Origin of the sequence: Bradyrhizobium sp. 190, assembly GCF_023073415.1 — a bacterium.
In the GTDB taxonomy this organism is placed as follows: Bacteria; Pseudomonadota; Alphaproteobacteria; order Rhizobiales; family Xanthobacteraceae; genus Bradyrhizobium.
Genome location: NZ_JADPJL010000024.1, coordinates 206,316 through 229,236, shown reverse-complemented (window position 1 = coordinate 229,236; position 22,921 = coordinate 206,316). Strand labels below are relative to the sequence as shown.

Genomic DNA, 22,921 nt, shown 5'->3' with positions numbered 1-22,921 from the left:
GTCTCGCGCGGCCCATCCTTCGAGACGCCTCGCTGCGCGAGGCTCCTCAGGATAAGGTGTTCCCCTCATGGTGAGGAGCGCGCCTCTTCGGCGCGCGTCTCGAACCATGAAGCGTTGAAGGCTTACAGCAGCTTCCCCATCGCCACGGCGGTGTCCGACATGCGGTTGGAGAAACCCCATTCATTGTCGTACCAGGACATCACCCGCACCAGCGTGCCGTTCTGCACCTTGGTCTGGTCCATGTGGAACGTGGACGAGTGGGGATCGTGGTTGAAGTCGATCGAGACGTTGGGCGCGGTGGTGTAGCCGAGGATGCCCTTCATCTGCTGTTCCGAAGCGCGCTTCATCGCCTCGTTGATTTCCTTCACGTCGGTCTTCCGCTGTGCGACGATCTTGAGGTCGACCACCGAGACGTTCGGGGTCGGCACGCGGATCGCGACGCCGTCGAGCTTGCCTTGAAGCTCCGGCAGCACGAGGCCGATCGCCTTGGCCGCACCTGTCGAGGTCGGGATCATCGACATCGCCGCCGCGCGGCCGCGATAGAGGTCGCTATGCAGGGTGTCGAGCGTCGGCTGGTCGCCGGTATAGGCGTGGATCGTGGTCATGAAGCCGGTTTCGATGCCGACGGTGTCGTTCAGCACCTTGGCGACCGGCGCCAGGCAGTTGGTGGTGCAGGAACCGTTGGAAACGACCAGATGATCCTTGGTCAGCTTGTCGTGATTGACGCCGAACACGATGGTCGCGTCCGCGCCGTCGGAGGGCGCCGAAACCAGCACGCGCTTGGCGCCGGCGGTCAGATGCGCGACGGCCTTGGCCTTGGCGCTGAAAATGCCGGTGCATTCCAGCGCTATGTCGACGCCGAGTTCCTTCCACGGAAGCTTGGAGGGATCGCGTTCGGCAGAAACCTTGATCTTGCCGTTGCCGAGGTCGATCGAGTCGCCGTCGACGGTCACGGTGCCGGGGAAGCGGCCGTGCACGGAATCGAAACGCAGCAGATGGGCGTTGGTCTCGACCGGGCCGAGATCGTTGATGCCAACCACCTCGATATCCTTGCGGCCGGACTCGGCGATGGCACGCAGCACATTGCGGCCAATACGGCCAAACCCGTTGATCGCGACCCGGACTGCCATGCTCGTTTCTCCTCTAAATAGCTAATGCCGACCCCGTGGGAAGCTCCCCACGATGGTGCTGACGGCGGATCGCCCGGTTCTGCCGGGCGAGGACGGACAAGATGGGCTCTAGGTAGTCCTTTTTCCCAGTAATCTCAACCGTCAGCCCAGGCGCTTCAGGGCAGCGTTAACGACGGCCTCGGCGGTAATTCCGAAGTGCTTGAAAAGGTCCTTGGCCGGCGCGCTGGCACCGAAACCGTGCATGCCCACGAATTCACCATCCTGGCCGATCACGGCATCCCAGCCCCAGCGTACCGCGGCCTCGATGGCGACCTTGACCGGCGCATTGCCGATAATGGCCTTCTGCCGGTCCGCCGGCTGTGAAAGCAAGAGTTCGAGCGAGGGCACCGAGACTACCCGCGACGCGATGCCGCGTTCCGCCAACTGCTTCTGGGCGGCCACCGCGATCTCGACCTCGGAGCCCGAGGCGAACAGCGACACTTTGGCGTCGCCCTGCGCCGCGACCAGCTCATAGGCGCCATGCGCGCAAGGATTGTCGTTCGGCGCTGAGGTGCGGAGTTGCGGCAGGTTCTGGCGGGTCAACGCCAGCACCGTCGGGCCGTCGACACGGTTGAGCGCCAGTTCCCAGCATTCCGTTACCTCGACGGCGTCGCAAGGCCGGAACACGCGCATGTTGGGAATCGCGCGCAAAGCGGCGAGGTGCTCCACCGGCTGATGCGTCGGTCCGTCTTCGCCGAGCCCAATCGAATCATGGGTCATCACGTAGACGACGCCCGTGCCCATCAGCGCGGCCAGCCGCATCGCCGGGCGGGCATAATCGGTGAAAATCAGGAAGGTCGCGCCGTTAGGCGCAAAACCGCCATGCAGGAAGATGCCGTTCATCGCCGCCGCCATGCCGTGCTCGCGGATGCCGTAATGGATGAAGCGGCCCTTCGGCGTCTTGGCCGAGAACGCCACCGCCGATTTCGCCTTGTTGTTGTTGGAGCCGGTGAGGTCGGCGGAGCCGGCGAGGAATTCCATCGGCATTGCGGCTGCGATCGCTTCGATCGCGGATTCGGACGATTTCCGCGTCGCGATATTCTGCGGCGTTTCCAGCAGCGCCTTCTTGTGGGCGCGCAGCGCCTTCGCCAGCGAAGCCGGCCGTTCGTGCCGCATCCGCCGCTCGAACTCGGCTCGCTTACGGGTGCCGAGTTCGTCGAAGCGGGCCTGCCATTCCGCGCGCGCGGCAGCGCCGCGGCTGCCGGCCGCACGCCAGGCTTTCAACACATCGTCCGGCACCGAAAAGGCTTCGAGCGAAATGCCGAGCTTTTCCTTTGCGCCCTTTAGCTCGTCGGCGCCGAGCGCCTCGCCATGGGCTTTCGCCGTGCCGGCCCGCGTCGGCGCGCCATAGCCGATGGTGGTCTTGCAGGCGATCAGCGACGGCTTGCTGGATTTCTGCGCGCGGGTGATCGCGGCCGCGATCGCCTTCGGATCATGGCCGTCGATCAGCTCGGCCGCCCAGCCCGCGGACTTGAAGCGCTTCACCTGGTCGACCGAATCGGCGAGCGAGGTCGGGCCGTCGATCGAGATGCCGTTGTCGTCATACAGCACGATCATCTTGTTGAGCTTCCAGTGCCCGGCCATCGCGATCGCTTCCTGCGACACGCCTTCCATCAGGTCGCCGTCGGAGGCGAGCACGTAGGTGTGATGGCCGACCACCTTCTTGCCGAACTCGGCGACCAGCATCTTCTCCGCCAGCGCCATGCCGACCGCGGTGGCGATGCCCTGGCCAAGGGGACCGGTGGTGGTCTCGACGCCGCTGGTCTCGAAGTTCTCGGGGTGTCCCGGCGTCTTGGAGCCGAGCTGGCGGAAATTCCTGATCTGGTCGAGCGTCATGTCCTTGTTGCCGGTGAGGTAAAGCAAGGCATAGAGCAGCATCGAGCCGTGTCCGGCCGAGAGCACGAAACGGTCGCGGTCCGGCCAGGTCGGAGCTGCAGCGTCGAATTTGAGGAACTGCGTGAACAGCACGGTCGCGACGTCGGCGGCGCCCATCGGCAAGCCCGGATGGCCGGATTTCGCCTTTTCGACGGCATCCATGGCAAGCCCGCGAATCGCATTGGCCATACGGGTATGATCGACCTGCGTCATGATGAAAATCCGCCTGAAATGAGGTGCTTGGTTGTAGGTACGTACCGGGCGAGGCCGCAATACGGGCGTGGGCCTAGGGGAAGTCCGGGCTGGATAGCACCACAATCCCCGTGAGTCCAAGGCGGGGAAACGCACTTCCGGTCCGAAAAGTTGCTTAGCAGTGCATAGCTTCGCGTTGGCGTTGCGCTTCCCTCGCTTGCCACGTAAATTTCGTGCTCTAACCGCTTGCCGAACCGCGGATTTTGCTGCCGTGCGGCGGGCTCACGCGAAGGTGCGCGCTGTCTCTCATGAGCGATCGTCACAGCAATGGGGCCGGCAATGCCGAGCCGGTCTATGTCGACATCGATGCCGCCACGCGGCGCCTGATGATGGCGCTCGATGCCCTCGAGGCCGCGGCCGAGCGGCGGCGGGATGCTGACCGCGACGAGAACGAACTGGCGAGCCGGATCCAGGCGCTCGGCGCCGATCGCTCTCGCCTCGCCGACGAACTCGACGGCTCGCTGGTGAAGACGCGGCGGCTGGAGCGCACCAACCGTGAGGTATCAGAAAAACTGGATGTCGCGATCGGCACCATCCGTGCGGTGCTCGATGCCGGAGAGAGCGAATGAGCCACATCAACGTCACCATCAATGGCCGGCAGTATCGCATGGCCTGCGAGGAAGGGCAGGAAGTGCGGCTCTTGAAACTCGCCGAGAGCCTGGAAACGCGGGTCGGAGAGTTGCGCGGCAAGTTCGGTGAGATCGGCGATGCGCGACTCACCGTGATGGCCGCGCTCACCGTGTGTGATGAACTGCTCGATGCCAACGCGCGCATCCGCGCGCTGGAGGGCGAACTCGAAACCCTGCGCAACGTGCGCGTCGCCGCCGCCGACCGCGCCAAGGCCACCCAGGTCGCGGTCGCCAACGCACTCAACGCCGCCGCCGACCGCATTGAAAAGACCACGCAGATGCTGAACCGCACCATCGGCAGCGGCGTCGCGATCGGGTGAAGGGCCAGCGTTAGCGCTGGTCTCTCTTACCCTCCCCTGGAGGGGGAGGGTCGCCGCGTAGCGGCGGGGCGGGGTGACAGTCTATCGTCGCCGGTGGTGCTTCAGCGGCAACGCTTCGGCCTCCCGCGAACCGTGCACTTCAACGTAAATGCGCTCGAGCACCGCATTTAGATCACCGGCAACATCGGAATTCCAGAAACGGATAACGCGGTATCCTTCCTGTTCCAGCCAAGCTTGACGTTCGCTATCGCGCATAGCGATAGCGTCGTCGTTATGATGTCCGCCATCGAGCTCAATAATGAGACGCTTTGCTGGACAGAAGAAGTCCACGACATAGCGGCCGATCGGCGCCTGACGTCGAAAATGCGTGCCTTCTATCGGCAGTTCTTTCAAAGCGCGCCAGAGAGTGCGCTCATGCGGCGTTGTATTGGCCCGCAGCTTCTTGGCTGCGCCGCGGCGGATTGCGGTTGAAATCATGTCTACCTCGCTCGCGGAGAGATCACCCCGCTCGCATCGTCCGATGCTGCGCATCGACCGATGCGAACGACCCTCCCCCTCCAGGGGAGGGTGAAGCATGGCACAATCTAAAGGAGAATTGAAAATATCTCCACCTTGAGATCGCGTTCTTGTCGAACCCAGGCTTTCACGCATTAGGGGAGGACCAAGGGTGCCCGCGCCTTACCGCTGGCGGAGTCGGTCCGTAACCCTTACATTGTGCTTGCGAAGCTGCGTCGTGCGTCAGGAGCCATATATCCCCGGGGCCTTATCGATCCTTTAGGGAACTGTCCCTGGCCGGGTCCGTGGACCCGGACATATGGTGCCCACCTACTTTCGTAGGGAACTCCGGGATCGAGTGCTTCAACGGCGTTCGCGGCTTCGCACATTTGTTTTTGTCGGTCAGTTTGATTCCACGTTTTTCGGTGCATTGCCGTCTGCTGCGGCGTGCCGAGCCGTAGCCCGGATGGAGCGAAGCGCAATCCGGGACAGGGTTTGTTTGGTTGCGAGATGATCCCCGGATTTCGCTTCGCTCCATCCGGGCTACGATTGCTCTGGAATCGGATCATTCATCGCATGACGGCAACCTTATCCAAGGCCGACCTCCGCACCGCCGCGCTGGCCAAGCGCGATGCGTTGAGTGACGAGCAGCGCGCGGCTGCCGCGCAGGCGATGGCAAAGCACGCCGTCCCGTTCACGATCGCGCCCGGCATGGTCGTGTCGGGCTATTCGCCGATCCGCAGCGAGATCGATCCGGCGCCCTTCATGCGCAAGCTCGCCGAACAAGGCGCGAAGCTGGCGCTGCCGGCGGTGATGGCGCGCGGAAAATCGCTGGCGTTTCGCGCATGGTCGCCCGACGACCGGCTGATGATGGGGCCGCTCGGCATCCTCGAGCCGTCGCCGGCCGCCGCCGAACTGATTCCCGATGTCATGCTGGTGCCGCTGGCGGCGTTCGACCGTGAGGGCCATCGCATCGGCTATGGTGCGGGACATTACGACTTCACGCTCGCCCATTTGCGTAAAGTGAAAGCCATCACAGCCGTCGGCACCGCCTTCTCGTTGCAGGAAATAAAGGCCGTTCCCGCGCTGCCGCACGACGTGGCGCTGGATTATGTGCTAACGGAAAAGAAAGTGTTCGATTTCCGGAGCTGAACTTTGCGTATTCTCTTCGTTGGCGACGTGGTCGGCCGGGCAGGCCGCACCGCGATCTCAGAACATCTGCCCGGCATGATCCGTGATTGGTCGCTCGATTTCGTCGTCGTCAACGGCGAGAATTCCGCCGGCGGTTTTGGCATCACCGAGGCGATCTATCAGGAATTCCTCGACGCCGGCGCCGATGCCGTCACGCTCGGCAATCACGCCTGGGATCAGCGCGAGGCGCTGGTGTTCATCGAGCGCGCGCCGAAGCTGGTCCGTCCCGCGAACTTCCCAAAAGGCACGCCGGGCCGCGGCGCGGCGCTGGTCGATACCAAGAACGGCAAGCGCGCGCTTGTTGTCAACGCCATCGGCCGCGTCTTCATGACGCCGTTCGACGATCCCTTCGCCGTGCTCAACCGCGAACTCGAAGCCTGTCCGCTGCGCGAGGCGGCGGATGCGATCGTGGTCGATTTCCACGGCGAGGCGTCGAGCGAGAAACAGGGCATCGGCTTCTTCTGCGACGGCCGCGCCAGCCTCGTCGTCGGCACCCACACCCATGTGCCGACCGCCGATCACCAGATCCTCACCGGCGGCACCGCCTACATGACCGATGCCGGCATGACCGGCGATTATGATTCCATCATCGGCATGCAGAAGGACGAGCCGCTGCGGCGCTTCACGACCGGCATTCCCTCAGGGCGCTTCGAACCGGCGGGGGGCGTGGCGACACTCAGTGGCATCGCGGTCGAGACCGATGATGCAACCGGCCTTGCGCTTCGGGTCGCGCCGGTGCGGAAAGGCGGCAGGCTCGAGCCGGCAGTGCCGGGATTCTGGGTCTGACAAATACGAACGCGGAAAGAATGTCGATGCGCAGGCTGCTGATTGTTGCGCTGGCTCTTTTCGTTTGCGCCGCAAGCCGCGACCGCTTCAATTGAATTGAACCACCTTGTCGAGCGTGATCGGCAGGTCGCGCACGCGTTTTCCCGTCGCATGATAGACCGCGTTGGCGATCGCCGCCGCCACGCCGACAATGCCGATTTCGCCCAAGCCCTTGATGCCGAGCGGATTGACGATCTCGTCCGGTTCCTCGACGAAGATGACCTCGATGTCGTGCACGTCGGCATTCACGGGCACGTGGTATTCGGCAATGTTGGCGTTCATGACACGTCCGAAGCGGTGGTCAAACAGCGTTTCCTCGTGCAGCGCCATGCCGATCCCCCAGACCACGCCGCCCATGACCTGACTGTGGGCGGTCTTGAGATTGAGGATGCGGCCGGCAGCCACCGCATTGACCACGCGGGTGACGCGGATGACACCAAGCTCTTCATCCACCTTGACCTCCGCGAAGACGGCGGAGTGAACATTGCGCGCGTGAGACTTGTCTTCGGCAACCTTGTTGGCTTCCTCGCGCGTGATGCGCTCGGCATTGCCGGAGTGCATCGCGCTTGCGATCGGGACCGCGCGGCTCGCATCGCGCTTGCTGACGATCTTGCCGTCCATCAGCGCGACTTCGTCCACACTGGCGTCCGCCAGCGGTGAATCCTTCATCCCCTTGGCAAGCTTCAGCAAGTCGCCGCGAACCGCGCGAGCGGTATTGGCGATGGCGTTGCAGACCGAGGACGCGATCCACGACCCGCCCTCCAGCGGACATTGCGGCAGCGTCGAATCGCCGAGCTTGACGCTAATGTTGTCGATCGGCAGGCCGAGCATGTCGGCCGCGACCTGCGCCATGATCGTGTACGTCCCGGTGCCGATGTCGGATGCCGCGGTCGCCACTTCCGCGTGACCGTTGGCCGTCAGCACGATGCGGACCGTCGCCGGCATCTGCAGCGCTTCCCACACGCCTGACGCCATGCCCCAACCGACCAGTTCGCTGCCGTCCCGCATTGAGCGTGGCTCGGCTTTGCGCTTGTCCCAGCCAAACGCCGCCGCGCCCTGCCGGTAGCATTCGCGCAGTTGCTTGCTGGTGTAGGGAATATCCTCGCCTTGATTGCGGTCGGAATAGCATTGCAGCCGCAACTGCACCGGATCGGTCTTGAGCGCGACGGCAAGTTCGTCCATCGCGCATTCCAGCGCATAGACGCCGGTCGCAGCCCCGGGGGCGCGCATGTCGCAGGAGGTTGGCACATCGAGCTTCACGAGCTTGTGCTCGAATTTCGCGTTGGGACTTTTGTAAAGCAGATTGCCCCAGCCGACATCGTTGCGCGCAAATTCCTCAAACTGCGAAGTCACGGCGATCGCTTCGTGCGTCATCGCGTCAAGCGTGCCGCCGCTGTTGGCGCCGAGCGCAAGGCGTTCGATGGTCGCCGGCCGGTAGCCGAGGGCATACATTTGCGCGCGGGTCAGCATGACGCGCACCGGACGTTTCAACGCGCGCGCTCCCAGCACGGCGAGCACGACCTGGTATTGCGGACGCAGACCCGCCCCGAAGCCGCCGCCCATATAGGGCGACATGACGCGCACCGCGTCCGGCTTCATCTTGAACACGCCGCAGAGATATTGCTGCACGTTCTGCACGCCCTGCGTCTTGTCGTAGACCGTGAGCCGGCCATCGTCCCAGATCGCCGTCGAGGCGAACAATTCCATCGGATTGTGGTGCTCGGTCGGAATGAAATATTCGGCCGCGTGACGCACGGCGGCGGACGCAAACGCTTTTGCGGCATCGCCGCGTGGCTTCTCCGGCGTGTTGATGGCAAACGCCGTGTCGCGCTGCGCATGCAGATCGGTGACGTGGGGCTCTTTCTGATATTCGATCCGCACACGCGAAGCGGCGACGCGCGCGCTTTCCCAATCCTCGGCCAGCACAAGCGCGAGCGGCTGTCCGCCGAAGAGGATCCTGTCGTCGTAGAGCGGGCGATAGGGCGAGCCTTTTTCCGTCGCGACTTCGTCCTTGTAGGCATCGTCATTATCAGCCATTGGCGGCCGATTCCGATGCGTGAGCACGTCGATCACGCCGTCAACCTCCAGCGCTCCGCTGGTGTCGATGCCCACGACCCGGCCCTTCGGAATCGCCGATTCGACGACATAGCCATGGACGAGCCCGGGGACGTTGAATTCGCCGGCATATCTGGCCTCGCCGGTGACCTTGGCCCTGCCGTCGATGCGGGATGTCGCTGATCCGATATAGGATGCCATGACGTTCACCGTATCTTCTTGTCGGAGTTCGATTGCGGCGTGCCTCGCGCCGCCTGAGCGAGCGTTCGCATGATGGCGCGCCGGGCCAGTCCGATCTTGAAATTGTTGTGCCCGTAGCCCTTGGCGCCGTGCAGCAGGATGTCTGCGGCTCGCGCAAATGCGCTGGCGTTGGCGCGCTCGCCGCGCAGGACGGTTTCGGCTGCTGAACTGCGCCATGGTTTGTGGGCGACGCCACCGAGCGCCAGGCGGGCATCCTTGATCGTATCGCCGTCAAGCTCGAGCGCTGCCGCAACCGATACCAGCGCGAACGCATAGGACAGGCGGTCGCGGATCTTCAGGTAAGAATAGTTCGCGCTGAATCCCTGCGGCGGAAGCTCAATGGCTGTGATGATCTCGTCCGGTTCGAGGTTGGTGTCGCGCTGCGGCGTGTTGCCGGGCAGGCGATGGAAATCTGCAAGCGCGATGGTGCGCGTCCCGGCCGGGCCTGCGACATGCACCGTGGCTTCGAGCGCTGCAAGCGCCACGCACATGTCGGAGGGATGCGTGGCGATGCAGGCTTCGCTCGTGCCGAGGATCGCATTGATGCGGTTGACGCCGTCGATCGCCGAACAGCCACTGCCCGGCTCGCGTTTGTTGCACGGTGTCGTGGTGTCGTAGAAATAAAAGCAGCGCGTCCGCTGCACGAGGTTGCCGCCGGTTGAGGCCATGTTGCGCAATTGCTGCGATGCGCCGGACATGATCGCGCGTGCGAGCAGGGGGTAGCGCTGTTCGATCATCGGATGGTAGGCGAGGTCGGTGTTCGGCACCATCGCCCCGATCAGAACGCCGCCGGCGGAGGTCGGCTCGACGCTCCTGAGCGGCAGGTGCGAGATGTCGATCAGCCGGGTCGGGCCCTCGACATCGTATTTGATCAGGTCGATCAGGTTGGTGCCGCCCGCGATGAATTTCGCGGAAGGGTCTGTGGCGATCTGCTTGATGGCGTCGGCGACGTCGTTGGCGCGCGCGTACTGGAATGGGGTCATGATCGCTCCATCGCCTGCAGGATCGCCGCCACGATGTTCGGATAGGCGCCGCAACGGCAGATATTGCCGCTCATGAGCTCGCGGATCTCGTCGGGTGTTCTTGCCTTGCCTTCGGCGATCAGGCCGGCGGCCGAGCAAATCTGCCCCGAGGTGCAGTAGCCGCACTGAAACGCATCGTGATCGATGAAGGCCTGCTGCAGCGGATGCAGCTCGCCGTCACGCGCAAGGCCCTCGATGGTGGTTATTTCGGCGCCTTCCTTCATCACTGCCAGCGTCAGGCAGGAATTGATCCGCCGCCCGTCGACCAGCACGGTGCACGCGCCGCATTGTCCGTGGTCGCAGCCCTTCTTGGTGCCGGTCAGGTCGAGATGGTCGCGCAATGCGTCCAGTAACGTCGTCCATGGGGCGACCGTGAGTTCCATCTGGCTGCCGTTGACGGTCAGCCGGATCGGAATTTTCTCCGGCACCGTGGCAGTCCGCGTTACACGCTTTGCTGTGCCAGATCGCGCCATTTTCATCTCCACCTGCCTGGGCCGGCGCGCGAGGATGGTGCTCGGACGCTATAGCCCGCTCTCGACCAAGACGCTCAGACCGTTAGCCGGGTTCCAGGCCCGGCTAACAACAAGTTCGTACAAGGAAGGTTCAGAACGAAAGTGAGGATACGTACGCTCGACGGTCGCGGCCGGTCAGGCAGCGGACACCGAGTTAGGCGTTGGAAATATCGCGCCACTGCGGGCCAGGAAGCGAGAATATTTTTCGCAATGCTGGCCTGCATCGCCAACGCAGCACGTCACACAATTGGCAAACGCGACTGCAACTGTTTTAGACGAATTGATACTTTAGTGTGCGCCTGGTTGAGGCGTGTCAAAGCGTCAATGACGACAGGAATATGAAGCGGTTGCATGGTGATGGCTGATCTGCGTCACTCTGGCATCCCTCGCCGGAGCGCGCGACGACCAATCACGGTCTAGCTCTGCCGAAAACCCATCCTGAATCCGCCCCAGTGGCGGCCGCGGACGAAGATCGGTGACGACAGGTCCTTCATCAGGACGAAATTACCGCCGCCCATGTCGCGCCGGTAAGTCTGCAACAGAAACGGCTTGGTGTTCGCCGCGACCTTCTTCACCGCGCGGTCGTTGAACAGGCGGCGGTTGCGGCAATGGGCGTTGTTCCAAACCGGGTCACGGCCCTGTGGCAGGCGGTAGTTCGGATTGTGGGTCGGCAGGTAGCCGCCCTTGGCCCAGGCCACGCAGAACACGATGCGCGGATCGGATTTCTGGATGGGATCCTGGATCGCGGGCAGCACGCGGTCGGTGAAGTCGACGTAGTTGGTGAGATGCTGCTTGGGATCGGTGCCGGGAATTTCCCGATACTTCTCGTCCATCAGCTGGTCGAGCGTGATCTCGCCGCGGTCGATCGCGGCCTCGAACTCGGCCGAGATGCGCTTCGCGGTGTCGACGACGACGCGGATCAGCGGTGCATCCGAGGTCTCGACCCCGCTGTCGGCGATCAGCGCGATAAGGCCTTCGGAGGTCTCGAGCAGCTTTGCCACCCGGTCGTCCGCGTGCTTGAGATCGCGCGAGGAGAGGTCGACGCCCTTGGCGAGCTCGCTGAGCTCGGTGATAACAGTGTCGCAATGGCCGAGATTGGACGTCGCGGCCCTGGCGACGCCGTCGATCTCCTGGCCTACGGACGCGATGCCCTGGTGCACGCGCGCGATGATGCCGCTGATCTGCTGTGCGCCTTCACCGGCGCTCTTGGCGCGGAGTGAGGCGTCGCTGCTCTCGCCGATCAGGCTGCCGATCTGGCCGTCGAGATCGCGCATGGTATCGGAAATCTGCTGCGTGGCCTGGCGTGTTCCCTCCGCCAGGTTCTTCACTTCGCTCGCGACCACGGCAAAGCCGCGGCCGGCAGTTCCGGCGCGCGCCGCCTCGATCGTGGCATTGAGCGCCAGCAGGTTGGTCTGCTTCGCAATCGCCTCGATCGAACCGGAAACTTTTGTAACCTGCGACAGGGCCGAGCCGACGGCGCTGAGCCGGGCCTCGATGCGGCCGACCGCTTCGACGAGTTCGGCGATGTGCGTGACGGCCGTATCCACCGCGCTGCGTGACTGAACGATCTCACCGACGGCTGCGGACGTGGTCGATTGCACCGCCTGCGATGCATTAGCGATGTCGCGGTTGGTCGAGACCATCGTCTCGGCCGTCTTCTGCAAGTGGTGGAACCGCTCCGACTGGTTCGCGACGCGGCTTGCGACCTCCTGGACGTTGCCGGCGATATCGGCAAGTTCCACGCCGAGCCCGCCGATGCGGTCGGCAAGCTGGTCAATGAGTCGTTCGGCCAGTGTCTGATTGGAATGAGTATCCAGGACTGCACGCTGCACAACGGACATGTTCGAGCTTTCTCCAGTCAGAGCCGATGATCGGCCCACCGCGGCGATCGCATTCCAATTCCAAGTCTAGAACGTGATTCGCGCCTAGGCGTCTTGCCTGAGAGCGCACTAGTGCTTGATCCGGAAAAGTGGGCACCGGATTTCCGAAAAGATCATGCACAAATAAAGAGATAGAGCGGGATGATTTTTCGAAGAAAAGTCATCGCGCTCTAAAGCCGGTAGGCGGTGCGGAAGCCGCCCCAGTGGCGGCCTTTGACGCGGATCGGCACGTCGATCTCGCGCATCATCACCGTGTTACCGTTGCCCATGTCGCGGGCGTAGCTCTGGATCAGATAGGCGCGCTGGTTGCGCCCGGCGGCAAGGCCTGCCGCATCGTTGAAGATGCGGCGGTTGCGGCTGTTGGCGGTGTTCCAAGTGACGTCGCCCGGCCGCTGCGGGTGCGAATAGATCTTGTTGTGCACCGGCAGGTAACCGTTGGTGTCGATCATGGCGCAGAATGCCATCCGCTTGTCCTTGGCCAGGAACGCTTCCTGAAACGGCGGCAGCGCGCGATCTGCCCAGTCCAGGATTTTGGTGCGGTACTGCACCGGATTACTGCCTGCGATCTCGACATAGTTGGTGTCGAACATGTCTTCCATCGAGATGGCGCCGCTGTCGACGCCGTTCTCAAAAATCTTCTTTAGCGCCGCGCCGGCTTCCATCGCGCGGGTGACGGCTTCGGTATTGTCGTCCTGGATCGACCATAATTTGTCTTCGATCTTCTCGATCAGCGCCGCGTCCGGCCTTTCGAACTGCGCGTGCGTGCCGGCCTTCGATCGCTGGACGATGCGAATCCGGCAGGCGCCGATATCCTGCAGCGTCGCGTTGAAGCTCTGGCCCTGCGCCAGCGCTTCCGCGTCTGCCCCGCTGACCAGAATGCCACCCATGGAAATTTCGTAGACCGGTGCTGATATCGCCCCGCGCGGGGCGGCAATTTCGATCTTGAGGCTGCAGGGCAGCCTTTCGTCCTTGCGGCGCTCCTTGCGGTCGCCTTCTTTTTCTCCCTGCCGCAACAGCACCGCGCAACGCGCCTTGAGCTTCTGCGCAAAATTGGTGACCGCCCGTCCGGCCTTGGCGACGCTTTCGCCATGGGCCTCGGCTTCCTTGGTCGCATGATCGATCTCGGTGGCGCTGTCGCCGACCGAACCGATGAAACTGGAGGCGGAAGCCGCATTGTCGGCCATTTCGCAAGTCGTCGCGCTCTGCTCGGCAACCGCGCCGTTGACGTTGTCGAACACCGGACGGATCGCTTCGATCGCCTGCGAGATGCGATGCACGGCGTCGACCGAGCCCGCGGCGTCGCGCTGCAGCGCCTCGATCTTCTTGGTGATCTCTTCAGTCGCGTTCTGGGTCTGCACCGCGAGCGCCTTCACCTCGGTGGCGACCACCGCGAAGCCGCGCCCGGCTTCGCCGGCGCGTGCGGCCTCGATGGTGGAATTGAGCGCCAGCAGCGTGGTCTGCCGTGCGATCTGCGCGATCAGGTTGACGACATTACCGATCGCCGCCGACGATTCGCGCAGCCGATCCACATTGGCGCTGGCTTCGCGGGCGGCGTCGCTGGCCTGGTCGGCGAGCTTGCCGGCGTCGCGGACCTGCGAGCCGATCCCCTGCGCCGACTGGGTGAACTTGTCGGCGGCCTGCGAAAAGGTCGTCGCGGTGCCCTGTGCGGCGCTGGTTCGGTTCGTCAGGGCGTCGGTGCGCTGGCGGATGGTGGACAGCGTCGCAGCCGTCGCCTCGGCACCGCCGGCGACCGAATTGGCCGCGCGCTCGAGCTGGCGGATCATCGCGCCAAGCTCGAGTTCCAGCAGTTCAAGGATTGCCTTGGCCGAATCGTCCTCGGTGCTGACGGCCTCAGCCGCGGCCGGGGCCTGCGGAACCTTGGCTTGCGCGGCAGGCGCAGCCGTTTCCGGCACCTGCTTTTTGAACAAACCGAATGCCATGACGTCTCTTAAAAGTTGAGGACTGGTGCGAAATCCTCTCATCCGAGCATGAAATCATGGTTAACAACTGCCTGATATTCCGGCAGAGGGTCGCTACTTTAGTAGCCGAATCGGCCGCAAATCTTTGATTTTGCCCGATTGCCGGCCTATAACGCCGCGCTTTCACCCCACATCTCCTCCGGACGAATCCAAGAGACCTGCATGGCCGGCCATTCCCAGTTCAAGAACATCATGCACCGCAAGGGCAAGCAGGATGCCCAGAAGTCGAAACTGTTCGGCAAGCTGGCGCGGGAAATCACTGTCGCGGCCAAGCTCGGAACCCCGGATCCGGCCATGAACCCGCGGCTGCGCGCGGCCGTGATCGCGGCCCGTCAGGAGAACATGCCGAAAGACAATATCGAGCGCGCCATCAAGAAGGCGACCGGCGGCGAAAGCGAGAGCTACGACGAAATCCGCTACGAGGGCTACGGTCCCGGCGGGGTCGCCGTGATCGTCGAGGCGCTGACGGACAACCGCAACCGCGCCGCGTCCGACATCCGATCCTTCTTCGCCAAGTCCGGCGGCAATCTCGGTGAGACCGGCTCGGTCGCCTTCATGTTCGACCGCACCGGCATCATCGAATATGACGCCAGCAAAGCCTCGGACGATGCGATGCTGGATGCGGCGATCGAGGCCGGCGCCGACGACGTGGTCTCAAGCGAAAGCGGCCACGAGATCTACGCCTCCCAGGAAACCTTTCGCGAGGTTGCGAAGGCGCTGGAAGCGAAATTCGGCGAAGCCCGCAAGGCGGCGCTGACCTGGAAGCCGCAGAACACCATCGCGGTCGACGACGAGACCGGCGAGAAGCTGTTGAAGCTGATGGATTTGTTGAACGAGCACGACGACGTCCAGAACGTCTACGCCAATTTCGAGATTTCCGACGCACTGGTCGCCAGGATGGGCGGGTGATCTGTCGTCCCTGCGAAAGCAGGGACCCATACCGCGTGATCTATCGATTATGGCAGGGTGGCAGACGCCTTTCGCCCATTAACCGCCGGTGGCTATGGGTCCCTGCTTTCGCAGGGACGACGATGGTTCGGTGATCGCGGCTTGCCAGCGATTGGGAGGCAGCCCGCTTTCGCGGGGATTTCCGTTCTCTTTATGTTTCGTTCACCCGCCTCTGGCGTTATCACTACGCCATGACATCCCCACCGATTCGCCAACCCGTCCGGATCATCGGCATCGACCCCGGCCTGCGCCGCACCGGCTGGGGCGTGATCGAGACCGAGGGCAACCGTCTCGTCTTCATCGGCTGCGGCTCGGTGGAGCCGCCGGACGATCTGCCGCTGGCCAGCCGCCTACTGGCAATCCATGAGGGGCTCGCCACCGTCCTCGGCGATTTCAGGCCGGCGGAGGCTGCGGTCGAACAGACATTTGTGAACAAGGACGGCGTCGCCACGCTAAAACTCGGCCAGGCCCGCGGCGTCGCCATGCTGGCGCCCGCGATGTTCGGCATATCGGTTGCGGAATATGCGCCCAATCAGGTGAAGAAGACCGTGGTCGGCGCCGGCCACGCCGACAAGAACCAGATCGCGGTCATGCTGAAAATACTACTGCCGAAAGCCGAGCCGAAATCCGCCGACGCTGCCGACGCGCTGGCGATTGCGATCACGCACGCCCATCACCGCCAGGGCGCCGCGCTGCGGCTCAAGGTGGCGAGCCTATGATCGGCAAGCTCAAAGGCCTGATCGATTCCTACGGCGAGGATTATGTGATTCTCGACGTCGGCGGCGTCGGCTATCAGGTGCATTGCTCCTCGCGCACGCTGCAGGCGCTGCCGTCGCCCGGCGAGGTTGCGGTGCTGTCGATCGAAACCTATGTCCGCGAGGACCAGATAAAACTGTTCGGCTTCCGCACCGATACCGAGCGCGAATGGTTTCGCTTGCTGCAGACCGTGCAGGGTGTCGGCGCCAAGGTAGCACTCGCCGTGCTCTCGACGCTGCCGCCGGCCGAACTCGCCAATGCGATTGCGCTACGCGACAGGGCCGCGGTATCGCGTACGCCGGGTGTCGGGCCCAAAGTCGCCGAGCGCATCGTCAGCGAATTGAAGGACAAGGCACCGGCGTTCGCCAATGTCGATCCCGCTGTGGTGCATCTTGCCGGCGCGGTCGACGATCATCGCGCGCCGCGGCCGGTCACCGACGCGATCTCGGCGCTGGTCAATCTCGGCTACGGCCAGCCGCAGGCGGCAGCCGCCATCGCCGCCGCCTCGCGCAGCGCGGGCGAAAAGGCGGAGACCGCGCAATTGATCCGGCTGGGCTTGAAGGAATTGTCGAAATAGACTGCCATCGGCTGGCCCCGACTGACGAAGGAACGCATTCTCTACCATGCTGAGCATCAAGGACGAGGAGCTGATTGCCATCGCCACCGAAGCCATCAGCCGACGCTATCGCGACGACTGGCAGGAGGTCGGCGCCGCCATGCGCACCCGCGACGGCCGTATCGTTACTGGCGTGAACATCGACGCCTATATCGGCCGGATCGCGGTCTGTGCCGAAGCGATCGCCATCGGCCGTGCCATCACCGAAAACGGCGACCACGGTATCGAAACCATCGTCGCCGTGCGTCACCCCAAGCCCGGTGAGCCCGGCAGGATCGCGGTGGTCTCACCCTGCGGTATCTGTCGCGAGCTGATCCACGACTACGACGCGAACGCGCAGGTCATCGTTCCCGACGGCGGTCGTGAGCCGAAAGTCGTGAGCATCGGCGAACTCTTGCCGAACAAGTACAAGCGGGGCACCGAGTGAACACGCCCTCCCGCATCGTCACCCCCGAGCGCCGTTCCGACGATGTCGGCGACACCGCGCTGCGTCCGCAATTGCTGTCCGAGTTCGTCGGGCAGGCGCAGGCGCGCAAAAATCTCTCGATCTTCATCGAGGCCGCGCGCAAGCGGGGCGAGGCGCTGGATCATGTGCTGTTTGTCGGTCCTCCGGGCCTCGGCAAGACCACTCTGGCGCAGATCGTCGCGCGCGAGCTCGGCGTCGGCTTTCGCGCCACGTCCGGTCCCGTCATTGCAAAGGCCGGCGATCTCGCCGCGCTGCTCACTAATCTCGAAGAGCGCGACGTCCTGTTCATCGACGAAATCCATCGCCTCAGCCCGGCGGTCGAGGAAGTGCTCTATCCCGCGATGGAAGACTTTCAGCTCGACCTCATCATCGGCGAGGGACCGGCGGCGCGTTCGGTCAAGATTGAACTCGCGAAATTCACGCTCGTCGGCGCCACCACGCGCGCAGGCCTTTTGACCAATCCGCTGCGCGACCGCTTTGGCATTCCGGTGCGTTTGAATTTCTACACCGAGGAAGAGCTGGAGAAGATCGTCACCCGCGGCGCCCGCGTGCTCAATATCGGCATGACGCCCGACGGCGCCAACGAGATCGCGCGCCGTGCGCGCGGCACGCCACGTATTGCCGGACGGCTGCTGCGCCGGGTGCGCGATTTTGCTTCCGCCGCGGACGCAAGCTCCATCGACCGCGCCATCGCCGACCACGCGCTGAGCGCGCTGGAGGTCGATGCCGCAGGCCTGGATGCCATGGACCGGCGCTATCTCACGACGATCGCGCTGAACTACGGCGGCGGGCCGGTCGGCGTCGAGACCATGGCGGCGGCGCTGTCGGAGCCGCGCGACGCCATCGAGGACATCATCGAGCCGTTCCTGATCCAGTGCGGCTATCTGCAGCGCACCCCGCGCGGCAGGCTCCTGACCTCGCACGCCTTCCGGCATCTCGGCCTCGCCGAGCCCGCCCGCGATCCCGCGCAGTTCGGGCTTTTCGGCAACGGCGACAACGACGATTGATCGCTTCGAACCCGATCATTCCAGCAATGCACTAAGGGCAAATGCCAGGCGCGCTTCCGCGCTGGGTCTGCTTGCCGTGGAGTGCAATAACGATGGGATCGACTGGAGACGCTGACATGCTGGCTCTCATCGCGGCGCTCGCCTGGGTCGAGCAATACTCAAAATCCGAGCGCGACCGCGATGACAATTTCTTCGCCATGATGGGCTACGAGCGCGATCTGCGGGAGGAGTACCCCGACAGGGCAATCGACCTCATCGTCGAGATCCTTAAGATCGAGGCCAACCCGGTGATGCTGTCGCTGCTCGCCGCCGGTCCGCTCGATGACGTCATCAGCATGGAAACCATCGACCGCATCGAGCGCGAAGCCGCAATCAACAAACGCTTTCATGTCTGCTCGGCGGCGTCTGATATTACCGCGCGCCCGACGAGTTGAAGGCGCGTCTGGATGCGCTGGTAGGACAGAACCGCTGGTGAGAAGCTGCTGGAGCTCTGCTGACGCTCTGCACAAACCCACCGCAATTCGGGCTCAATCCGCCACCATGTTTGCGATGCATCACGATTGGATCACATGTTAACTCGCCGTCATTTTCTGAAAGCCATGGGTGGATTGGGCGCGCTGGGCGTCTCGACCACCGCTTACGGATTCAGTGCGCCGGTCCTGCGGCTTCGCGTCGTTCGGTACAACATCTCACCGCCGCAATGGCCGGCGGGTCTCAAGCTCAGGATCGCTGCGATCGCCGACCTCCACGCCTGCGATCCCTGGATGTCGCTCGATCATATCCAGGAGATCGTCGAACGCACCAATGCGCTCAAGCCGGACATCGTCGTCATGCTCGGCGACTATGTCGCCGGTCATCGCAAGGTGACACGCTTCATTCCCGATGCCGAATGGGCGCGGGTGATGGCCGGCCTGAAGGCGCCGCTCGGCGTGCACGCCGTGCTCGGCAATCACGATTGGTGGGAAGACAAGGAAGTGCAGCGCCACGGGCAGGGCTTGCCGTCCGCAGGCCGCGCGCTGGAGGCCGCCGGCATCCCTGTGTATGAGAACGACGCCAGGAAGCTCAGCAAGAACGGCCATTCGTTCTGGCTGGCCGGTCTCGGCGACCAGCTTGCCTATGTGCCAGCGCGCCGCTTCAGGCCGCTCAAGCGCATCGGCGTCGACGATCTCGGCGCGACGCTTGCGAAAATCACCGACGATGCCCCCGTCGTTCTGATGGCGCATGAGCCGGACATCGCCCGGCGCGTGCCCTCGCGCGTGGCGCTGCAGCTCTCCGGACATACCCATGGCGGCCAAGTCCGCATGCTGGGCTGGTCGCCGATTTCGCCGTCCGGGCAGCAACTGGCCTATGGCCACACCCGCATGAACTGCGACGTCGTCGTCTCCGGCGGCCTCGGCTGCAGCATCATGCCGTTCCGTCTCGGCGTCCCCCCGGAAATCGTGCTGGTGACGCTCGGCGCGGCGCGGCCGGCGGTGGCGTAGCGGAACCTCGCTGCGCTTGCGTGCCGGGCTGATTTTGCGCAAAACCACTGCTTTCCAGCGCGATCAGGGACCGCAAGTGACATCACCCATTCTCGACGGCGAGATCCGTGACGGCCGCCATCACATGCAGGTCCGCGTCTATTACGAGGACACCGATTTTTCCGGCATCGTCTATCACGCCAATTACCTGCGCTTCATGGAGCGCGGGCGCACCAATCATCTCCGCCTGATGGGCGCGTCGCAGCATTCGCTGTTCGAGCAGGCGCAGGAGGAGACGCCGGGCTTTGCCTTCGTGGTGCGCTCGATGCAGCTCGATTTTCTGCGCCCCGCACGCATGGACGACGTGCTTGACGTCGTGACATGGCCGGTCGCGGTGAAGGGCGCCTCGATCACGCTGGCGCAGGAGGTGCGGCGCGGCGACGAGGTGCTGGTCAAGGCCGCGGTGCGCGTCGCCTTCATCTGCGAGGGCAAAGCGCAGCCAATACCGAAATCGCTGCGGCTGTTGATGAAGGCCGATCTGGCGCCGGACTGATTCTTCGGATTGACTCTCTGTACCGATCGGTACAATGTCCCGGGGATCGCCATCCCGGAGAAATCTCATGTCGCGTCCGCCGCTGCCGCCTTTTACCCGTGAAACCGCCGCCCAGAAGGCGCGCATGGCGGAAGATGCCTGGAATTCGCGCGACCCGGTACGGGTGTCGCTGGCCTATACCGAGGACAGCCGCTGGCGTAACCGCGCCGAATTCTTCCAGGGGCGCGATGCGATCGTCGAATTCCTCACGCGGAAATGGGCTGGGGAGTACGACTATCGCCTGATAAAGGACCTCTGGGCGTTCGATCAAAACCGCATCGCCGTGCGCTTCCAGTATGAATGGCACGACGATGCCGGGCAGTGGCATCGCTCCTACGGCAACGAGCAGTGGGAGTTCGACGAGCACGGCCTGATGCGGCGGCGCGAGGCCAGCATCAACGATATCGCCATCAAGGAAAGCGAGCGACGCTTCCACTGGCCGGCCCCCGGGCCGCGCCCGGCCGATGTCGCGGGCTTAAGCGAGAACCCGCTGTGACGCCATGCTGAAAAAGGGCGTCGAGCGCAAGGAAGTATTGCGCGCGCTCGGCGAGGTGTTTCGCGCGCATGGCTATGAGGGGGCCTCGCTGACGTTGATTACGGAGGCCACCGGGCTCGGCAAGGGCAGCCTCTATCACCTCTTCCCCGGCGGCAAGGAGCAGATGGCCACCGAGGTGCTGGCCGACATCGACGGCTGGTTCGAGCTCAACATTTATGCGCCGTTGCGCGAGGCCTCCGATCCCGCGCGCGGGGTCGCCGCGATGATCGCGGGCGTCGACCAGTATTTTCATTCCGGCGATCGCGTCTGTCTGGTCGGCATGGTCGCGCTCGGGGCGGCGCGCGACACCTTTGCCACCAGCGTCGATGATTATTTTGCGCGCTGGCAGGTTGCGCTGGCGTCGCTTTTGCGGCGATCCGGATTAAGCAGGAGCCAGGCGCAGCGGCGCGCGGAAGATGCGTTGTTGACCATCCAGGGCGCGCTGGTGCTGGCGCGGGCGCGCAACGATGCCGGGATATTTCGCCGGGCGTTGAGCGATCTGACGGCTCGCTTGCTGGCGCCGTAGCCCGGATGGAGCGCAGCGCAATCCGGAACAACACGGCACGTTTAGTCGATGGTTCCCGGATTGCGCTGCGCTCCATCCGGGCTACGGGCTAACGCCTTACGCCGCCGCCTTGTGGCGGGCGAGTTCGGCCTTGTACAGTTCGAACTCCTCGGCGGACGCCTTGGCGATGCTCGGCCGCGCGCGCAGGCGCTCATAATAGGCCTTCACGTTCGGCCATTTCGCCAGTTCGACCGGCGGCGTCGCCATCGTCCAGTTGATGATGGTGACGAGATAGGCATCCGCCACGCTGAAGTGATCGAGCAGGAATTCGCGGCCCTTCAGATAGTTCTCGAGATAGTCCAGCCGCGACAGGTTTTTGGTCAACGCGTAGGTCTTCGCCTCGGCCGGCGCCGTCTTGTCGAGCAGCGGCACGAACAGCGCCTTGTGCAGTTCGGTGCCGATGAAGCAGAGCCATTGATGCAGGCGGCTGCGCTCCTCTGCAGATGCGGCTGAGATGCCGGCGTTTGGAAAACGGTCCGCGACATATTGCAGGATCGCCGCGTTCTCCGTCAGCACCGTGCCGTCGTCGGTGCGCAGCGTCGGCACCAGCCCGAGCGGGTTGACGGCGCGGAAATCCGAGCCGTCCTTCTGCACCACCTTGGTCTTGGGATCGACTTCGAGATAGTTGGCCTCAGCGCCGGCTTCATAGAGCGCGATCCGGGTCGCCAGCGAGCAGGCGAGCGGCGAGAAATAAAGATCCATGGTTTGCCTCCTTGGCGGTTGATCAATCGGGGCCGGCGCTTAGGGCGGCGGGATTGATTTTTATACTGTTCCGCATAATATAAGGCCGGTCAAGGAATTTATTGCGAAATGGTACAAAAAAATAAAAAGCCGCCTGTCACCAAGATCGACGCCCCGGTCCCGCCCAAGCGCCGGGGCCGCCCGCGCGCCTATGAGCCGGACGTGGCATTGGGCAAGGCGCTCGATCTGTTTCGCAAGGATGGATTCGCGGCGACGTCGCTCGACGATCTCTCCGCCGCCACCGGCATGAATCGGCCAAGCCTCTACGGGGCGTTCGGCGACAAGCGCGAGCTTTTCATCAAGAGCTATCGGCGCTATCGCGAGGATGCGCGGGTCGCGATGGGCAACGTCTTCCGTGACGAGCTACCGATCCGAAAGCGCCTGGAACGCATCTATGCAGTGGCGCTCGACATCTACCTGTCCGGCGAATCCGGTCCGCGCGGCTGCTTCACGGTCATGACCGCGGCCTCCGAGGCGGTGCACGATCCCGATATCCGCGCTATGGTGCTGGAAGGTTTCGTCGAACTAGACAAGGCCTTTGCGGCCTGTTTCCGGCGCGCCAAGGAGAAGGGCGAGCTACCGGAGAGCGCCGACGCGATCGTGCTGGCGCAACTTGCCTCCGCCACCATTCATACCATCGCGATCCGTGCCCGCGCGCGGATGCCGCGCAAGGAGCTGGAGGCGATCGTCAATGGCGCAATCGACGTGATGGTCGGGACGGCAAGATAAACTTCCGCGTCGTCCCTGCGAACGCAGGGACCCATACGCCGCGGCTTCTCGATTTAGCGCCG

24 protein-coding genes and 1 other RNA gene are annotated in these 22,921 nt (G+C 63.8%); 16 read left to right on the top strand and 9 right to left on the bottom strand.

Going from position 1 to position 22,921, the window contains the following annotated elements; all coding sequences use genetic code 11:
* Positions 1 to 122: 122 nt before the first annotated feature.
* Together gap and tkt are read right to left on the bottom strand one after the other, a co-directional pair.
* Positions 123 to 1,130 carry a type I glyceraldehyde-3-phosphate dehydrogenase gene (gap, locus tag IVB22_RS17455; protein WP_247518538.1) on the bottom strand — a complete coding sequence of 336 codons (1,008 nt, stop codon included), beginning with the start codon at positions 1,128 to 1,130 and terminating at the stop codon, positions 123 to 125.
* Positions 1,131 to 1,271: 141 nt separating this feature from the next.
* Positions 1,272 to 3,257, bottom strand: coding sequence for a transketolase (gene tkt, locus IVB22_RS17450; protein WP_247518537.1), 1,986 nt, complete (start codon positions 3,255 to 3,257; stop codon positions 1,272 to 1,274).
* 287 nt (positions 3,258 to 3,544) lie between these two features.
* Between tkt and IVB22_RS17445 the strand changes: the two genes are divergently transcribed.
* The gene (locus tag IVB22_RS17445; protein WP_247518536.1) at positions 3,545 to 3,865 is read left to right on the top strand and encodes a DUF4164 domain-containing protein; all 321 of its coding nucleotides are present in this window, start codon (positions 3,545 to 3,547) and stop codon (positions 3,863 to 3,865) included.
* Entirely contained in the window at positions 3,862 to 4,245 is a 384-nt protein-coding gene (locus tag IVB22_RS17440) for a cell division protein ZapA (RefSeq protein ID WP_247518535.1), read from the top strand. The genes IVB22_RS17445 and IVB22_RS17440 overlap by 4 nt, the downstream gene beginning before the upstream one ends.
* Positions 4,246 to 4,326: 81 nt before the next feature.
* Here IVB22_RS17440 and IVB22_RS17435 read toward each other — a convergent pair whose 3' ends face one another.
* Positions 4,327 to 4,722: an endonuclease domain-containing protein gene (locus tag IVB22_RS17435; RefSeq protein WP_247518534.1), complete on the bottom strand. Its 396-nt coding sequence runs from the start codon at positions 4,720 to 4,722 to the stop codon at positions 4,327 to 4,329.
* Positions 4,723 to 4,965: 243 nt separating this feature from the next.
* Between IVB22_RS17435 and ssrS the strand changes: the two genes are divergently transcribed.
* The 3 genes from ssrS (at position 4,966) to IVB22_RS17420 (ending at position 6,717) form a co-directional block, all read left to right on the top strand.
* A non-coding RNA gene (ssrS, locus tag IVB22_RS17430) (6S RNA) lies at positions 4,966 to 5,126 on the top strand.
* Between the two features lie 190 nt (positions 5,127 to 5,316).
* A complete protein-coding gene (locus tag IVB22_RS17425; RefSeq protein WP_247518533.1) occupies positions 5,317 to 5,892 on the top strand; it encodes a 5-formyltetrahydrofolate cyclo-ligase in 576 nt (191 codons plus the stop codon).
* A gap of 3 nt (positions 5,893 to 5,895) precedes the next feature.
* Complete coding sequence (locus IVB22_RS17420; protein ID WP_247518532.1) at positions 5,896 to 6,717, top strand: TIGR00282 family metallophosphoesterase; 822 nt, start codon at positions 5,896 to 5,898, stop codon at positions 6,715 to 6,717.
* A gap of 87 nt (positions 6,718 to 6,804) precedes the next feature.
* Here IVB22_RS17420 and IVB22_RS17415 read toward each other — a convergent pair whose 3' ends face one another.
* The 5 genes from IVB22_RS17415 to IVB22_RS17395 all read right to left on the bottom strand — a co-directional run bounded on the left by IVB22_RS17415 (position 6,805) and on the right by IVB22_RS17395 (position 14,405).
* Positions 6,805 to 9,012 carry a xanthine dehydrogenase family protein molybdopterin-binding subunit gene (locus IVB22_RS17415; RefSeq protein WP_247518531.1) on the bottom strand — a complete coding sequence of 736 codons (2,208 nt, stop codon included), beginning with the start codon at positions 9,010 to 9,012 and terminating at the stop codon, positions 6,805 to 6,807.
* A 5-nt stretch (positions 9,013 to 9,017) separates the two neighbouring features.
* Positions 9,018 to 10,034 (bottom strand): xanthine dehydrogenase family protein subunit M, encoded by a 1,017-nt coding sequence (locus IVB22_RS17410; RefSeq protein ID WP_247518530.1) that lies wholly within the window; start codon positions 10,032 to 10,034, stop codon positions 9,018 to 9,020.
* Positions 10,031 to 10,546 carry a (2Fe-2S)-binding protein gene (locus tag IVB22_RS17405; protein WP_256467426.1) on the bottom strand — a complete coding sequence of 172 codons (516 nt, stop codon included), beginning with the start codon at positions 10,544 to 10,546 and terminating at the stop codon, positions 10,031 to 10,033. Before IVB22_RS17405 ends, IVB22_RS17410 begins: the two co-directional genes overlap by 4 nt.
* Before the next feature lie 455 nt (positions 10,547 to 11,001).
* Positions 11,002 to 12,426, bottom strand: a complete 1,425-nt coding sequence (locus tag IVB22_RS17400) for a methyl-accepting chemotaxis protein (protein WP_247518529.1) — start codon at positions 12,424 to 12,426, stop codon at positions 11,002 to 11,004.
* 209 nt (positions 12,427 to 12,635) lie between these two features.
* Positions 12,636 to 14,405 carry a methyl-accepting chemotaxis protein gene (locus tag IVB22_RS17395; RefSeq protein WP_247518528.1) on the bottom strand — a complete coding sequence of 590 codons (1,770 nt, stop codon included), beginning with the start codon at positions 14,403 to 14,405 and terminating at the stop codon, positions 12,636 to 12,638.
* Positions 14,406 to 14,606: 201 nt separating this feature from the next.
* Between IVB22_RS17395 and IVB22_RS17390 the strand changes: the two genes are divergently transcribed.
* The 10 genes from IVB22_RS17390 to IVB22_RS17345 all read left to right on the top strand — a co-directional run bounded on the left by IVB22_RS17390 (position 14,607) and on the right by IVB22_RS17345 (position 21,350).
* Positions 14,607 to 15,353, top strand: coding sequence for a YebC/PmpR family DNA-binding transcriptional regulator (locus IVB22_RS17390; RefSeq protein WP_247518527.1), 747 nt, complete (start codon positions 14,607 to 14,609; stop codon positions 15,351 to 15,353).
* A 230-nt stretch (positions 15,354 to 15,583) separates the two neighbouring features.
* The gene (gene ruvC, locus IVB22_RS17385; RefSeq protein WP_247518526.1) at positions 15,584 to 16,111 is read left to right on the top strand and encodes a crossover junction endodeoxyribonuclease RuvC; all 528 of its coding nucleotides are present in this window, start codon (positions 15,584 to 15,586) and stop codon (positions 16,109 to 16,111) included.
* Entirely contained in the window at positions 16,108 to 16,725 is a 618-nt protein-coding gene (gene ruvA / locus IVB22_RS17380) for a Holliday junction branch migration protein RuvA (RefSeq protein ID WP_247518525.1), read from the top strand. Before ruvC ends, ruvA begins: the two co-directional genes overlap by 4 nt.
* A gap of 46 nt (positions 16,726 to 16,771) precedes the next feature.
* On the top strand, positions 16,772 to 17,191 hold the full coding sequence (locus IVB22_RS17375) for a cytidine deaminase (RefSeq protein ID WP_247518524.1): 420 nt from the start codon (positions 16,772 to 16,774) through the stop codon (positions 17,189 to 17,191).
* Complete coding sequence (gene ruvB, locus IVB22_RS17370; RefSeq protein ID WP_247518523.1) at positions 17,188 to 18,237, top strand: Holliday junction branch migration DNA helicase RuvB; 1,050 nt, start codon at positions 17,188 to 17,190, stop codon at positions 18,235 to 18,237. The genes IVB22_RS17375 and ruvB overlap by 4 nt, the downstream gene beginning before the upstream one ends.
* Positions 18,238 to 18,353: 116 nt before the next feature.
* Complete coding sequence (locus IVB22_RS17365; protein ID WP_247518522.1) at positions 18,354 to 18,671, top strand: DUF6869 domain-containing protein; 318 nt, start codon at positions 18,354 to 18,356, stop codon at positions 18,669 to 18,671.
* 135 nt (positions 18,672 to 18,806) lie between these two features.
* Entirely contained in the window at positions 18,807 to 19,718 is a 912-nt protein-coding gene (locus IVB22_RS17360; protein WP_247518521.1) for a metallophosphoesterase, read from the top strand.
* A gap of 76 nt (positions 19,719 to 19,794) precedes the next feature.
* The gene (ybgC, locus tag IVB22_RS17355; protein WP_247518520.1) at positions 19,795 to 20,250 is read left to right on the top strand and encodes a tol-pal system-associated acyl-CoA thioesterase; all 456 of its coding nucleotides are present in this window, start codon (positions 19,795 to 19,797) and stop codon (positions 20,248 to 20,250) included.
* 67 nt (positions 20,251 to 20,317) lie between these two features.
* Positions 20,318 to 20,785 carry a nuclear transport factor 2 family protein gene (locus IVB22_RS17350; RefSeq protein WP_247518519.1) on the top strand — a complete coding sequence of 156 codons (468 nt, stop codon included), beginning with the start codon at positions 20,318 to 20,320 and terminating at the stop codon, positions 20,783 to 20,785.
* A gap of 4 nt (positions 20,786 to 20,789) precedes the next feature.
* Complete coding sequence (locus IVB22_RS17345; protein ID WP_247518518.1) at positions 20,790 to 21,350, top strand: TetR/AcrR family transcriptional regulator; 561 nt, start codon at positions 20,790 to 20,792, stop codon at positions 21,348 to 21,350.
* A gap of 96 nt (positions 21,351 to 21,446) precedes the next feature.
* Here the strand turns inward: IVB22_RS17345 and IVB22_RS17340 are convergent, their stop codons facing one another.
* Positions 21,447 to 22,091, bottom strand: coding sequence for a glutathione binding-like protein (locus IVB22_RS17340; protein WP_247518517.1), 645 nt, complete (start codon positions 22,089 to 22,091; stop codon positions 21,447 to 21,449).
* Positions 22,092 to 22,199: 108 nt separating this feature from the next.
* On the opposite strand from IVB22_RS17340, the gene IVB22_RS17335 reads away from it, so the two are divergent.
* Positions 22,200 to 22,859, top strand: a complete 660-nt coding sequence (locus IVB22_RS17335) for a TetR/AcrR family transcriptional regulator (RefSeq protein WP_247518516.1) — start codon at positions 22,200 to 22,202, stop codon at positions 22,857 to 22,859.
* Positions 22,860 to 22,921: the final 62 nt, after the last annotated feature.

Bases quoted from the DNA above. Each gene is read 5' to 3' on its own strand.
- gap (WP_247518538.1), bottom strand. From the start codon at position 1,130: ATGGCAGTCCGGGTCGCGATCAACGGGTTTGGCCGTATTGGCCGCAAT.
- tkt (WP_247518537.1), bottom strand. From the start codon at position 3,257: ATGACGCAGGTCGATCATACCCGTATGGCCAATGCGATTCGCGGGCTT.
- IVB22_RS17445 (WP_247518536.1), top strand. From the start codon at position 3,545: ATGAGCGATCGTCACAGCAATGGGGCCGGCAATGCCGAGCCGGTCTAT.
- IVB22_RS17440 (WP_247518535.1), top strand. From the start codon at position 3,862: ATGAGCCACATCAACGTCACCATCAATGGCCGGCAGTATCGCATGGCC.
- IVB22_RS17435 (WP_247518534.1), bottom strand. From the start codon at position 4,722: ATGATTTCAACCGCAATCCGCCGCGGCGCAGCCAAGAAGCTGCGGGCC.
- IVB22_RS17425 (WP_247518533.1), top strand. From the start codon at position 5,317: ATGACGGCAACCTTATCCAAGGCCGACCTCCGCACCGCCGCGCTGGCC.
- IVB22_RS17415 (WP_247518531.1), bottom strand. From the start codon at position 9,012: ATGGCATCCTATATCGGATCAGCGACATCCCGCATCGACGGCAGGGCC.
- IVB22_RS17410 (WP_247518530.1), bottom strand. From the start codon at position 10,034: ATGACCCCATTCCAGTACGCGCGCGCCAACGACGTCGCCGACGCCATC.
- IVB22_RS17405 (WP_256467426.1), bottom strand. From the start codon at position 10,546: ATGGCGCGATCTGGCACAGCAAAGCGTGTAACGCGGACTGCCACGGTG.
- IVB22_RS17400 (WP_247518529.1), bottom strand. From the start codon at position 12,426: ATGTCCGTTGTGCAGCGTGCAGTCCTGGATACTCATTCCAATCAGACA.
- IVB22_RS17395 (WP_247518528.1), bottom strand. From the start codon at position 14,405: ATGGCATTCGGTTTGTTCAAAAAGCAGGTGCCGGAAACGGCTGCGCCT.
- IVB22_RS17390 (WP_247518527.1), top strand. From the start codon at position 14,607: ATGGCCGGCCATTCCCAGTTCAAGAACATCATGCACCGCAAGGGCAAG.
- ruvC (WP_247518526.1), top strand. From the start codon at position 15,584: ATGACATCCCCACCGATTCGCCAACCCGTCCGGATCATCGGCATCGAC.
- ruvA (WP_247518525.1), top strand. From the start codon at position 16,108: ATGATCGGCAAGCTCAAAGGCCTGATCGATTCCTACGGCGAGGATTAT.
- IVB22_RS17375 (WP_247518524.1), top strand. From the start codon at position 16,772: ATGCTGAGCATCAAGGACGAGGAGCTGATTGCCATCGCCACCGAAGCC.
- IVB22_RS17365 (WP_247518522.1), top strand. From the start codon at position 18,354: ATGCTGGCTCTCATCGCGGCGCTCGCCTGGGTCGAGCAATACTCAAAA.
- IVB22_RS17360 (WP_247518521.1), top strand. From the start codon at position 18,807: ATGTTAACTCGCCGTCATTTTCTGAAAGCCATGGGTGGATTGGGCGCG.
- IVB22_RS17350 (WP_247518519.1), top strand. From the start codon at position 20,318: ATGTCGCGTCCGCCGCTGCCGCCTTTTACCCGTGAAACCGCCGCCCAG.
- IVB22_RS17345 (WP_247518518.1), top strand. From the start codon at position 20,790: ATGCTGAAAAAGGGCGTCGAGCGCAAGGAAGTATTGCGCGCGCTCGGC.
- IVB22_RS17340 (WP_247518517.1), bottom strand. From the start codon at position 22,091: ATGGATCTTTATTTCTCGCCGCTCGCCTGCTCGCTGGCGACCCGGATC.
- IVB22_RS17335 (WP_247518516.1), top strand. From the start codon at position 22,200: ATGGTACAAAAAAATAAAAAGCCGCCTGTCACCAAGATCGACGCCCCG.